Annotated in this window: 8 protein-coding genes; 5 read left to right on the forward strand and 3 right to left on the reverse strand. The window is 53.4% G+C overall.

Annotated features, from left to right (window positions below):
* Nucleotides 1-41 precede the first annotated feature (41 nt).
* Complete coding sequence (locus tag PVT68_RS04755) at nucleotides 42-1,313, reverse strand: MDR family MFS transporter (RefSeq protein WP_280321490.1); 1,272 nt, start codon at nucleotides 1,311-1,313, stop codon at nucleotides 42-44.
* A gap of 672 nt (nucleotides 1,314-1,985) precedes the next feature.
* On the opposite strand from PVT68_RS04755, the gene PVT68_RS04760 reads away from it, so the two are divergent.
* Together PVT68_RS04760 and PVT68_RS04765 are read left to right on the forward strand one after the other, a co-directional pair.
* Nucleotides 1,986-3,530, forward strand: coding sequence for a carboxylesterase/lipase family protein (locus PVT68_RS04760; RefSeq protein ID WP_407666126.1), 1,545 nt, complete (start codon nucleotides 1,986-1,988; stop codon nucleotides 3,528-3,530).
* Nucleotides 3,531-3,633: 103 nt separating this feature from the next.
* Complete coding sequence (locus PVT68_RS04765; protein WP_280321493.1) at nucleotides 3,634-4,218, forward strand: histidine phosphatase family protein; 585 nt, start codon at nucleotides 3,634-3,636, stop codon at nucleotides 4,216-4,218.
* Between the two features lie 97 nt (nucleotides 4,219-4,315).
* Here the strand turns inward: PVT68_RS04765 and pepN are convergent, their stop codons facing one another.
* Nucleotides 4,316-6,958, reverse strand: coding sequence for an aminopeptidase N (gene pepN, locus PVT68_RS04770; RefSeq protein ID WP_280321495.1), 2,643 nt, complete (start codon nucleotides 6,956-6,958; stop codon nucleotides 4,316-4,318).
* Between the two features lie 16 nt (nucleotides 6,959-6,974).
* On the reverse strand, nucleotides 6,975-8,753 hold the full coding sequence (gene ggt / locus PVT68_RS04775; RefSeq protein ID WP_280321496.1) for a gamma-glutamyltransferase: 1,779 nt from the start codon (nucleotides 8,751-8,753) through the stop codon (nucleotides 6,975-6,977).
* 77 nt (nucleotides 8,754-8,830) lie between these two features.
* Between ggt and PVT68_RS04780 the strand changes: the two genes are divergently transcribed.
* The 3 genes from PVT68_RS04780 to PVT68_RS04790 all read left to right on the forward strand — a co-directional run bounded on the left by PVT68_RS04780 (nucleotide 8,831) and on the right by PVT68_RS04790 (nucleotide 12,800).
* Nucleotides 8,831-11,983, forward strand: coding sequence for an intermembrane phospholipid transport protein YdbH family protein (locus PVT68_RS04780; protein WP_280321497.1), 3,153 nt, complete (start codon nucleotides 8,831-8,833; stop codon nucleotides 11,981-11,983).
* A 169-nt stretch (nucleotides 11,984-12,152) separates the two neighbouring features.
* Nucleotides 12,153-12,365, forward strand: coding sequence for a YnbE family lipoprotein (locus PVT68_RS04785; protein ID WP_280321498.1), 213 nt, complete (start codon nucleotides 12,153-12,155; stop codon nucleotides 12,363-12,365).
* A 108-nt stretch (nucleotides 12,366-12,473) separates the two neighbouring features.
* Nucleotides 12,474-12,800: a YdbL family protein gene (locus PVT68_RS04790; protein WP_280321500.1), complete on the forward strand. Its 327-nt coding sequence runs from the start codon at nucleotides 12,474-12,476 to the stop codon at nucleotides 12,798-12,800.
* Nucleotides 12,801-12,847 lie beyond the last annotated feature (47 nt).

Consider the following 12,847-nt stretch of genomic DNA (forward strand, 5'->3'; position numbering starts at 1 on the left):
GTCACAAATTATTTTTCGCAATAATACCCACCCAGGGTTATTCAGCTAGCCTCCTGTACTTCGAGGCTCCCGGTGGTCTCCACGACGGATTTTTCGATAATTTCCGGCCTCTGGAATCGTCCACCTATCCGATACAAAACCAGTACTGCGCCACATAAAAAAAACATCGACCAATAAAGCGCCGGGCCTCCAAACCATTCGATCACAACACCGCCGACAAGCGGCGCACTTGACCACCCCAAAGAGTAAAATGACGCAGCACCAAAATAACTGCCTCGCAAATGTTCAGGTGCCATCCGGTCTACCTGAACACTCATGGTCGGAAACAGAATGGTTTCGGCAATACTGACAACGAATGTCGCTCCCAGCCACCCGCTAAACCAGTGAATCGGATTGGTTGCAAACCAGATTTGTCCAAGGGCGAGAATCCCGATGCCAATTCCAATTCGGCGGTTGACATCAAAGCCACTCAATAGTCTCAACAATGGAAACTGCAATAAAACAATGGTTGATGCGTTTACCAGAATCATGCTGGAAATAAGCGCCACCAGATCCGGCATCTGCTTTTGATTCAGGTACTGAATCAAGCTGGAATCCATGTGCGCATAAATGAACAGCGTCAAAATATTGGCAAAAATCACGATCAGAAAAAACCGATCATCACGCAACACAGCTAACGTGCTGGCGAAACTGGTTCCGCTATTTTTTCTCTGATTGGCCGCTCTACCAGCGACCGTATACTGAAAAGCCCACAAAAACGCCAGGCAGAGCAAAAGATAACTCAATGCCGTCAGTCCAAACGTCGACTGCTGTGCAGTGATTCCCGCCCATACACCCACAATAGGCCCAAGTGCCGCACCCAAATTGATCAGGAAGTAGCGAAACTGGAGGGTAAATTCCCGCATTTTCGTATTCGCAACCAGGTCCCCAATCATGGCGCTCGCAGGCGGCTCCCAGATTGACCTTCCAACGGAACACAATGCGATGGAAACCACAAAAGAAGTCAGGCCCTCAGCAAACGCCAGCATCAAAAAGGCACAGGCATTGATCGCCGTCCCCAATACCAGGATATTGCGCCGGCCAAATCGATCCGACAGCGAGCCAGCATAAAAGCCGAGAACTGCCGCGCCCACTGCTGACACACTGAGAATCAGCCCGATAGTACCTGGCCCGAGTGCAAATTTTTCATGCAGAAGAATGGCGAGAAATGGCCACACCATAAAATAGGTACCACGACCAAAGAAACTCCCGATCAACGTTATCCATATTAAAGGCGGTAAGCCGTGTAGTGATTGCCACCATTGCCTGTCCATCGCCGATTTCTCCCATTTAACGGCAAAAAAAAAACCCGGAGGCCAAGGCCCTCCGGGTTTTTTGGGGAGGGTCTTGATGAAACCCTCCAGCACGTTATACAGGTAGCTGTCAGGTAGTCATTCTACGCACTCGGATTGCAACGGATTTAGGCTGCATAGTGGTAGAAGTATGCGCATATAGCACGGAACACAAAGCGACGGAGACAGCACGCCACTTACCCCAATCACCGCACTTCTCACACCAGGCCATAACAGGCGCAACTACAGGCGCAACTACAGGCGCAACTACAGAAGCCATGAGACCCCGGCAGACGGTTGGGATGTGGAAGTTGATAAAGGTGTTCATTGCGACAAATTTAATCTACGGGACAGTAACGCTTTAATCATATCTGACTGTTTATTCTATGCAAGCCGGAATCTATTTAATTTGCGTATTTTTTACCTGGCAACCAATTCGTCACATAAATCCTGCCGGAGAGGAAATATGACAGCTTCTATACTTGATGATGAAAGGTCAGTAAGGATTCCGGCGAGTAGGCAACTACAGACCGCACTGGAAATAGGAACTAGCCAGCGATGTCGAAGAAACGTCAGGCGCACTCGCCTGATCACACAGATTCAGAATTGCCGTCATCATTCCCTCCATCATCGCCGGCTCCCCGATCGCCCTCATTGGTTGTCACTCCGCCCTGTGGCCCAGTCAGAGGAAAACTCGACCAACAGGAGCGAGTCCGACTTTTTCTGGGAATACCCTATGCCTGCCCACCAGTGAACGAACTTCGCTGGCAACCACCACAGCCAATTCCCCCGTGGACGGGATTACGTGAGGCAAGCCAACCCGGTATGCCTGCACCGCAAAACCCCAATCATTTGTTTGATATTCGCGGCCCAAACGGTCAGGAACCCGAGGACGAGGACTGCCTCTACCTGAATATCTACGCGCCGGCCAAGCCGTGTAAACCACAGCTGCCTGTGATGGTATGGATTCACGGGGGGGCCTTTTATCTCGGGTCCGGGTGCCAGCCCCTATACGATGGCAGGGCTCTGGCTGCCAGTGGGCGGGCCATAGTGGTTACGCTGAATTATCGCCTGGGGGCACTGGGCTTTTTGCGTCTGCAAGATATATCCGATATCCCCGCCAGTGGAAATGAAGGCATTCTGGATCAGACCTGCGCGCTGCGCTGGGTTCAGGAAAATATCGCCGCGTTTGGGGGCGACCCTCAGAACATTACCTTGTTCGGGGAGTCGGCCGGTGCCATGAGTATCGCCACACTGCTGGCCGCCACTGATGCGAACGACCAACTTCTCGCTGGCCACCTCTTCCACAAAGTCATCGTACAAAGTGGAAATCCCGGTGTATTCCACAGTTGTGAAAAAGCCTCACGCTTGAGTCGCCGGTTTCTCGATCATCTCGACAATGTTTGCGGACAGAGCAAACGGCTTCCACACCAGCCAACTACTCGGGAGCTGCTAAGAGCGCAGGAGCAGCTACTGAATGACCCGGATACCGAAAGAAACTGGGGGCACTTACCTTTCAAACCCGTAATGGACGGTGATTTTCTCAAGCGCTTGCCGATGGAAGCGCTGCAAAGTGGAAGCAGTTCCCGAGTGGCAATGATCGTCGGGAGCAACCGCGATGAGTGGAACCTGTTCAGTGCCGCGCGCCCGGAAAGTTTCCGCCTGGACCACCTGCAGGTCTGCCAATACTTGCGCCCGCTGATCCCCGAGCAACTTCTCAGTCATCTACTTGAACACTATCGCCTGCGCGCGGAAATGTTGGTGGACAATCCCTGGCCCATCTGGGCGCGTACCTGGAACCTGATGCTGACGGACATGGTATTCACCATACCTGGGCTGAGACTTCTTCAGGCCCATACAGGCCCCAAGTACCATTATCACTTTGCCCAGCCGCTGAATGCACACCCTCTGCTGGGAGCCTGCCACGCGGCCGAATTGGGTTACGTCTTCGGCACCCACGAAGACGCCCGCTTACGGCACCTGTACGGTGGCAACACGGATGCACACTGCTTGAGTCGAAGGATGCGCGAGGCCTGGTTAAGCTTCGCAGAAAGTGGCTGCCCGGGTGACGACTGGCCGGGCTTCGAGCAGGGCCACAGCCGTATATTCGGCAACGATCAAGTCAGCACACTGGATTCATACGCATTGAACCATCTGTGGCAGGCGCTGGACGACCACCAACTGCGCTGCTTGCTCTGATCGCCAATTGTGCCGACGCACCCGGGTTATCGCAAAGCCACCGGGTTAACGAGAAGTCTGATTGGGTTAAAATGGCTACTCGCAAAAAACAGGCACCAGAGCGTTGCATCAGATATTACTTATCCGCCACGGCGAGGCGGCAAAAAGCCCAATCAATGACGATCCCGGACTGACAACGACCGGACGGCATCAGGCGGAGCAGCTGGCATCGGCGCTACAGCAGCGATTTCCTGCAGGAAAAGGCGTTCGGTTGATCAGCAGTCCCAAGGCGCGCGCGCGACAAACGGCAGTTCCAGTCGCCCTTAAATGGCAAAAGGTGGTCGCGGAAGAGCCCAAGGCCATCGAAATTCCCTCGCCGGAAGGTCTCGCGCTTGCAGATCGGGGGAGGTGGATTCGCTCTTTGTTACAGCGACAGTGGAGTGATCTCGAACCAGCACAAGTCCGCTGGCGCGAGATATTTATCGATTTTCTGCAAGAGCTGGAGCAGAGCGCAGGTGAGCACCACACCTCACTGGTGTTCTGTCACTTTATGGTGATCAATTCTGTCGTGGCCGCCATCCGCGGTAACGACCAGGTCACCCAATTTCGTCCGGACTACACATCACAAACACGTATAACACTAAAAGATGGCCAGCTCGAACTGACTGAGCTTGGGCGGGATTTGGGAATTGGCAACCTGATCCAGTAGTGCGATTGCCAAACAGAAAACCTGAAAAATAAAAAAGGCCGAATTCGGCCTTTTTTATTTCGCTCAACTATCTCACCTCACTACCACGGGAAAGCGATTATTCACTCAAGCTTTTGCTGACAACCTCGAAAAGATCCCGGGACAATGACCCACATTCCGCAATCCGTTGCAGTGCACTCTTTATCAATCCTGCGTCACTCGCGGCATATTTCTTCCAGCGTGTGAGCGGAGTAACCAATCTCGCGGCAATCTGTGGATTGAGCTTATCCAGCGCGATGACCTGATCTGACAGAAATTCGTAGCCGCTGCCATCCTCTTTATGAAACTGCTTGAAGTTACGCATGGCGAAACCGCCAATGACTGCGCGAACTTTATTCGGGTTAGTCAGCTCAAATGCGCTATGTCCCAACAGCTGTTGTACCCGTTCCAGGGTTCCGTAACTGGCGCTGGTACTTTGCAGACCAAACCAGGTTTCCACTACCTGCGTATCCTGTTGCCATTGCTGGTAGAAGCTTTCCAGATGTTGCTCCGCATCCTCTACCGGTCCAAACTCTACCAGTGCCCCCAGTGCCGACGCGCTATCGGTCATATTTTCTCCCCGTGCCAGCTGGGAACGGGCAAGATCCAGCGCATCGTCATCCATCGTGGCACACAGATACGCCAAACAGGTATTTTTCAGACTGCGCCTGGCGATATCCGCCGCCTCCGCCGAATAAGGAGTCCGCTGATCGAGCTGCCGGTAACGTGCAAGAAATTCAGGTTTGAGCGCATCGGCAATGGCATTGCGAACAAATTCCCTGGCAGCAATAATGGCGGCCGCGTGGATTTCTCCTTCCTGTTCTGCCAACTCCTGTGCGCTGGGAAGAGCCAGCATTTTGGCAACCAGCGCCGGATCCAGTGCTCCGTTCCCCAGCACACTGGCATATCCAGCAATCAGTGCGTCCGGTGTTCGCAGTGCCTCGCCGGCACGAAATTGTACCTGCAATGCAGCCAGGGCATTCAAAGCCAGACGCTGGCCCGCATCCCAGCGGTTGAATTCGTCGGAATCGTGCCGCATCAGGAACTGGAGCTGATGATCGCGGTAATCGTATCGAAGTTTTACCGGTGCAGAGAAGCCTCTCAATAGCGAAGGTAGCGGGCGCTCTTTGATATTTCCAAACACGAATTCCTGACACGCCTCGGTAAGCAACAACGTGGTTTCTGTTGCACCCGCCTGATTGAGGGGCAGCTCTTTACCATCGGCACCAAGCAGCGCTGTGGTAACTGGAATACACAGCGGTAGCTTATCTTTTTGCCCTGGGGTATCCGGGGTATGCTGCCGAATCTTCAGCGTGTACTCGCCTTTATCTTCATCGTAGCGATCTTCGACATCCAGCACCGGGGTTCCGGCTTGACTGTACCAACGGCGAAACTGTTTCAGGTCCGCATCATTGGCATCTTCCATCGCCACCACAAAATCCTCACAGGTCACGGCACAGCCGTCATGGCGTTCAAAGTACAAATCACTGCCACGACGGAAGGCTTCCGGACCGAGAATGGTGTGGATCATACGCACCACCTCCGCACCTTTTTCGTAGACCGTCAGGGTATAGAAATTGGAAATTTCCATATAAGAATCGGGGCGCACCGGGTGGGACATGGGCCCCCCGTCTTCGGCAAACTGCGCAGTTCTAAGCACCGTCACATCTTCGATTCTTTTGACCGCGCGGGAATTCATATCCGCTGAGAATTCCGCATCACGGAATACCGTAAAGCCCTCTTTGAGACTCAGTTGAAACCAGTCGCGGCAAGTTACACGGTTGCCGGACCAGTTGTGAAAATACTCGTGGGCGACGATGGACTCGATACGTTGAAAAGCTGCGTCGGTGGCCGTCTCCGGGCTTGCCAGCACACAGGCGGAGTTGAAGATGTTGAGACCCTTGTTCTCCATGGCCCCCATATTGAAGTGATCCACGGCAACGATCATAAAAATATCGAGGTCGTATTCACGCCCGTAGACCTCCTCATCCCAGCGCATGGCATGTTTCAGGGATACCATCGCATGTTCGCACTTACGGATATTCCGCGCTTCCGTGAACAACTGTAATTTCACCTCACGACCACTACTGGTAGTGAAGGTATCTTCCACATACTGTAGATCCCCGGCGACAAGAGCGAACAAATAGGCCGGTTTGGCGAAGGGGTCCTCCCAGGTGACCCGCAGGCGGCCGTCTTGTGTCGTCCCGCTGTCAATCTTGTTGCCATTGGAGAGCAAAACCGGGTAGCTAGCCGGAGCAACAATAGTGGTGGTAAAAATCGACATTACATCCGGGCGATCCGGGTAAAAGGTGATTTTACGGAATCCCTCGGCCTCACACTGGGTACAGTACATGCCATTGGACAGGTAAAGCCCTTCAAGGGAGGTATTGGACTCCGGGGCGATCCGGTTCTGCACTTCCAATTCAAACTCGGGTGTCTCAACTGCCAGCAACAGGCCTCCGGTCATTTCCTGGTAGCGCTGCGCGGGGAGCAACTTTCCATTTATCGATACCGAGAGCAGCTCCAGATCCACACCATCCAGCCACAGTGCCGGCAAGCCGCTGTCTCCCGGGTCCGCCGCCGGATTGCGACGCACCTTCAGTCTCGACTTCACCAGGGTAGCCTGGGGGTCGAGATCGAAGGTGAGCTCGGTGTGGTCAATCAGGTAGTCCGGCACCTTATAGTCTTTCAGGTAAATGGTGCGTGGCTGGTTGTCTTTCATCAGATACAGTCTCGTATTAATAACCGGCAGCCTGGCCGTCTTTACGGCTTTCAGAGGCGCCCTGATACACGCCATTCTCGTCTCTCAGAATGGCCTGGTAGCCCCCGTAAGGGCCGCTTTCAAATCGAATCTGGTGACCCATCTGCACCAGTCGACGCCGGGTTTCCATGGGGAAGCCATCTTCCAGGCTCAGGTATCCACCGTCTTCCATCAGCTCATCCGTCGGCTGGCTGGACCCGCTGTGCAGGATTCTCGGCGCGTCACCGGCTTCCTGCACATTCATGCCAAAGTCCACCATGTTGATGATGACCTGGGCGTGCATCTGGGGTTGTGTGGCGCCGCCCATTACACCAAAACTCATCCACGGCTCGCCATCTTTGGTCACGAATGCCGGGATAATGGTATGAAACGGTCGTTTGCCAGGTTGGTACTGATTGAAGTGTCCTTCCTTCAGGCTGAACATTTCCCCGCGATCCTGAAGCATAAAGCCGAGTTCACCCGGGGTCATTCCGGAACCCATACCGCGGTAGTTGCTTTGAATGAGCGACACCATGTTGCCGTCTTTGTCAGCAGTGGTCAGATAGATGGTATCGCCGTGGCGCAGTGCCACCGTGCCCGCATCATAGCGTTTCGCGGCCCGCTCCGGGTTGATCAGCTTGCGACGTTTGTCCGCATAGGACTTTGAGATCAACGCCTCTACCGGCGATTCGTTGAAGGCAGGATCCGCGTAGTATTTCGCCCGGTCTTCAAACGCCAGCTTCTTTGCTTCCGTAAACAGATGGACATACTCGGCGCTCTGCCGCCCGAGTGTTGCCAGATCGTAACCTTCCAGAATGTTCAGGATCTGCAAAGCGGCGATGCCCTGCCCGTTCGGCGGCAGCTCCCACACATCATAGCCACGGTAACTGGTGGACACCGGTTCAACCCAATCGGACGTATGGCTGGCGAGGTCATCGTAGGAAAGGAAGCCGCCATTGGCCTTCATATATCGGTCGATTTCTCTGGCAATATCACCCTTGTAGAAGGCATCGCGGCCACCATCGACGATTTTCTGCAGAGTCGTCCCCAGCCTGGGGTTACTGAATATTTCACCTTCTCTGGGGGCGCGACCACCGGGCATATAGGTCGCGCGAAAACCGGGGTACTTTTCCAGCACTGGTACCGAGCGATTCCAGTAGTAGGCCACGAGCTGTGTTACCGGAAAACCTTCATTGGCATAGTGAATTGCTGGCGCCAGCAGATCCTTCATGGGCAGCGCGCCAAACTTTTCATGGAGTTCAAACCAACCATCCACCGCACCGGGCACGGAAACCGGCAATGGGCCGTGCGCCGGAATTTTTCCGAGATTATTGTCGGCGAAGTAACTGAATGGCAGTGATTTCGGTGAACGGCCACTGGCATTGAGACCATATAGGCGCTTGTCCTTGGCACTCCAGACAATCGCGAACAAATCACCGCCTATTCCATTGCCAGTGGGCTCCATCAGGCCCTGTACCGCATTGGCCGCAATGGCGGCATCCACTGCAGAGCCCCCCTGTTTGAGAATATCCAGCGCTACCTGCGTTGCCAGTGGCTGGCTGGTAGCAGCCATACCACGAGTGGCCAGTACCGGGGATCGACTGGCGAAGCCCTCACCGTTCACCCGGTCGTAAGCGCGGGCGCCCATTACCGCACACAGAGTTGTGCTCAATGTCAGAATAGCTACCGCCAGCGTGCGGCCGCCAGGCGCAACCCCTTTCGCGCCATTGAAGAAATAGCCGATCCGGCCAGGTAAATCTGTCAGCGTTAATTTCACAATTACTCCCCCTGTCGTTATTCTCACAAGTCTCTACATTTAGTAGCGGATACTCAAGTCCGTCAACCGAGGTTTCTGTGCACTTCATCTCCCCTGTGCTAAAAGCTATTGCTGGTGTCACTGTGCTGCTTTTGCTGGTGGGGACAATCGGATGGCAAGCACGTCACCTATGGATCCCAACTATGGCCAATCATTGGCTAAATGGATTCCAGATTGTCGGATTGGAAGGCGTTTCACTGGCACCGGGCGATAGCGGGATAAATGCAACCATCGATCACCTGCGCCTGCATGGGGATGCCACGGAAATTGAGCTTCGCGGTATCGAGGTGACTCATGTTACTGCCCTTCTACGCTCGGTACTATTTGACAATGGCGAGATTCTACCCAGTGCCGACCTTACGCTGGAAAATATCCGTATTGTCAGCCCAAAGGTCCCCCACAACCCGCCTCAAGCAGCGGAAACAGAGACGGGTGCTGGCGCCGCTCCGCCAATAGAGACACAGGCACCCAGCGGCGATAAGCCGACAACCATCAGGGAGCCCGCAGCGTTCAATATCAGCTCTTTTTTACAGACATTGAGAAACCTGCCGATTCGACAGCTCACCGTAAAACGGCTTTCCTGGCCCGGACAAATAAAGGGCGACCTGGCAATTCAAGTCATTAACGACAAGGAAAACATAACTGGCAAGGTAGAAAGCACCCGGTGTAAGCACTGCCAACTGAAATTGGACCTGCAAAATCAGACCTCTGAGGCACGACTCAAATTACGGTTTGACCAGAGCCAGGACACCATTTCCAGCATGGAAGCCACGTTGAAACATCCCCATGCAACCCGGCAGCCAGCCGCAGACACCTCTCCCTGGGTTTTAAGCTCTCAGCTGAAACTCGATACTGCAAAGCTCGCAGCCTTCCTCCAATCAATCGGCTTCAACACCAATAAGACGACCACCTCGGCGAACGGAAATTGGCAGTCAGTTCTCGATGGTGCCGAAGGCAATATTCAACTGCAATTTACCGGTGAGCTCCCGGCAAAATTAGCCTCGCTCAAGGAAATCAATTCAGTCTCAGTGGAACTCTCTACCGAAGGACTTTTATTGACAATTCCGGATTCCGTGGCCGGCATTTCTCTGACAAGCTCCGTTAATAGCACACAGCCCGTGCAACTGAACATCACATCCCTGTCACCTCTGAAAGTGCAGGAAATCGTGGGAGAATTGGCGGTGGAGATGACGCTTTCGAACGAACTGGCCAATAACACGGATAGCACAAAAGCCAGCAATCCCATCCTTTCCGGCACAATCACGTTGACAACCGAACAACAAAAACCCCGAGTAAAATTTACCGGAAACGCGAATCTGACAGAGGCTAGCCCGTTGCTCTCCGCCTCGAAATGGCAGCAGTGGTTTACCTCTTATAAATTGTCAAATATTCATGGCAACAGCAATTTTTCCGGCGAATTCTACCTGCCGTCACAGGATTCAATGCCCGAAAAAAAACATCTGGCCGACACGCTATCACTAGCGATACACCCGGTTGGGAAGCTTCAATTGGAGCTGGAGTTGCCCGCTGAAAAGAATCCACTGGATGCTCTCGGCTGGAAAAAAATAAAGACATCTGTGATAACGGACAGGCCACTCACGATCAGTGCTAGCAAATGGCCCGGCCCCCTTACCCTGAAGATGCGTGCACTCTCTATTGACGCCAGTGAATCCAGGGATCCGAAGTCTCACCCGAATTTGACCGGACAGATCAAGGAACTTTCCTGTGAGGATCTACTTCGCGTTCGCTGCCGAGTGCAATCAAGCCTGAACCTTTCATCACTAACAGTTGACAACACGACGACCCTGATCGAACTCAGCTCTGATTTCACCGCCGATATTGCGCGGCTCCCAGATAAAGAAGCTATACAGGTCACACTGTCTTCAACCACCATTTCTGCAACCCAGCTGTCGTCTGAAGACATCGTCATTAGCAATCCAGAAGCATTTGCACAGGATGCCACGTGCCTGATTTCGGACACCGCAATGTCGTGCAGTAGCAAACAGATAGCGACCAATGTAGCTCCCTTCAATCTGCCCGATCTCTCCATAAACGGCGTGTTGTTTATTGAAGATATACAGATTGAAAACCGCTGGGATGCACCAACCCCATTGACTGCCAGTGCACACTTCCGGTCTGACAGCCTGTCAGTTTCAGCCCTGAAGCAATTTGATGGACGAATCGCCGTTCAAGGACAATTTGAAGTAAAAGCAGGGATGATTACCGGAAAAAGCGAAATTTCCGCCGGCCATGTACGAATGGAGTCCGAGTGGCAACACGAACTTGCAAATAACAGGGGTTTGATCAACCTGACACTACCTGACACCAGCTTCACCGAACAGAACAGCTTGGGCAAAGCAGTTCGGGGACTACCTGCAGACATAGTGGGAGGAAACCTGTCTGCCAAGTTGAAGCTGTATTGGCCGCAGGGGAACCTGGATTGGGTGAAATTAAACCTCCGCGAAGCGGCACTTAAATACAACGACAGTTTTGCCGTCGGGATCACCGCCTCCCCGGAGCTGATTGAGCGCGACGGTATGTGGCTGACCAAAGCTTCCACCCCGGTGTCCATTCAGGCTGTAGACACGGGAATTGCCATCAACAACCTGCATTTCGATCTGACCATAAGCCAGATGGGAGATGTCACACTGAAGGATTTTTCCGGCGAACTATTGGAAGGCGCGCTAACTACTAACGCCCTGCACTGGAACCTCCGCGGTAAGGAGCGCCAGTCTGAGGTACGATTTACGGGCATCTCACTGCGAGCGCTGACCAGAGAAATGAATGCGGAGAATTTTGTCGCCAGCGGACTGCTGGATGCAACCATCCCACTGACCACCGACAGTCAAGGCATAACAGTTCAAGGCGGCACACTACAGTCACGACCTCCCGGGGGGCGGCTGAGGTACTACGGCGCCTTTTCGCCCGCTATGCTCGGCAGTAATCCTCAGTTGAAACTACTGGCGGGCGCTCTGGAGGATTACAACTATCGAGATATTCGCGGTACCGTGACCTATCCACTGAATGGCGACTTGAAGCTGAAACTGAAACTCACCGGACGCAGCACCGCAATTGATGCCAACCGGGACCTGATCATCAATCTGAATCTGGAAAATAATGTGCCGAGCATGCTGCGCTCCCTGCAGGCGAGCCGGGACCTGACCGACATTCTGGAAAAGCAGGTACAGTGAAGTAACGCGCCCGCTGGTCAAATGAAAGATATTGTTCAGTTACGGTTAATCTGCACGTCCTATAGTAATCAATAACAGTCCCCGGGTTGGCAATGGAGCAGGTAGCACCGAGTCTCGCCACCTCCAATACTGTACAACCTGAGCAACCCGAGAGACACAGGAGTTATCAGTGAACCAAACCGGAATTTACACGAGAGCCGGCGCAACATTTGTGCTGGTGGCGGGTATATTTTTCCTTTCTGCGTGCACACCCACAGTGGCAGTGCAGGCGCCGAGCGAACCGATCACAGTAAACCTCAACGTCAAAATCGAGCACGAAATCCGTGTGAAAGTAGACAAGGAACTGGACGATCTGTTTGAAGACAAAGACGGAATTTTCTGACACTGATGGTACCCTGCCCCTTCTTACAGGAGGCAACCGGGTCAGTGACAACAGACTATTGATACCGAATCAGCCAAGGACACGATTACTATGACGATGAAGCATGTAATGAAACGGTTCATTTCCGGCCTTCTCTCCTTAACCCTTCTCGCGGCCGTCCCCGCCAGTGCCATCACCCTGAAGCAGGCCCAGACCCAGGGACTGGTAGGGGAAGCCAATAGTGGTTATATCGCTGTAGTCAATGCGAGCACCCCCGAGGTAGAAAAGCTGGTTGTGGAAGTCAACAACAAACGCAAGCAGGAATACGCATCTATCGCCAAGCGCAACAACATCGACATCAGCCAGGTAGCCGCCCGCGCCGCAGAGAAGCTTGAGGCCCGCCTGTCCAAGGGAGAGTATTACCAAGACAATCTGGGGCGCTGGAAACAGAAATAGACTTTATATTGCTGTGCCATTTATACGCCACAGTAGAAACTGGATCC

The organism is Microbulbifer bruguierae, assembly GCF_029869925.1.
Classification (GTDB): Bacteria; Pseudomonadota; Gammaproteobacteria; order Pseudomonadales; family Cellvibrionaceae; genus Microbulbifer; species Microbulbifer bruguierae.